This is a genomic window from Mesorhizobium sp. M4B.F.Ca.ET.089.01.1.1, from assembly GCF_004022605.1.
Classification (GTDB): domain Bacteria; phylum Pseudomonadota; class Alphaproteobacteria; order Rhizobiales; family Rhizobiaceae; genus Mesorhizobium; species Mesorhizobium abyssinicae.
In genome coordinates this window covers 1-409 of record NZ_RZOS01001525.1, presented here as the reverse complement: position 1 = coordinate 409, position 409 = coordinate 1, and the positions used below count along the sequence as shown (strand labels likewise).

The 409-nt window shown below is 60.4% G+C and carries 1 pseudogene; it reads left to right on the top strand.

The features are described from left to right. Positions 1–340: pseudogene (locus EN780_RS39620) on the top strand (hypothetical protein); the annotation flags it as partial. Between the last annotated feature and the right edge of the window lie 69 nt (positions 341–409).

The following is a 409-nucleotide window of genomic DNA, read 5'->3' as shown; positions in this document are numbered from 1 at the left end:
GTACTACGGAGCGCTTGCAATCGCCCAATATGTCGCCGGAAACGACCGCGACGCTATCACAGCCGCGATGAAGGCTCCTGTTCATGGGGAGTCGTTGATGGTTCGTGCGATGGCCCATGCTCGACTCGGCGATCTTGAGCAGGCCCACACGTTAGTTCAGCGTATCCGCGCCGAGTTTCCGGAGTTCTCCGTCGAGGGCTATGTTCGAACTTGGCCGGTAACAGCTCCCGATGCGCTGTCTGCCTTTTCTGAAGGCGCTAGCAAAGCCGGTCTCATTGCGAAGCGCGAGGATCTGACCGCGTCGCGATCAAACGACGGAGCGTCTCTCGAACCCCAATGAATGCCCCCGGCAGACTATGACGGTTCGCTAGCTGACGCAGAGCCGCGGTCCGCGCCACTATGGCGCGAA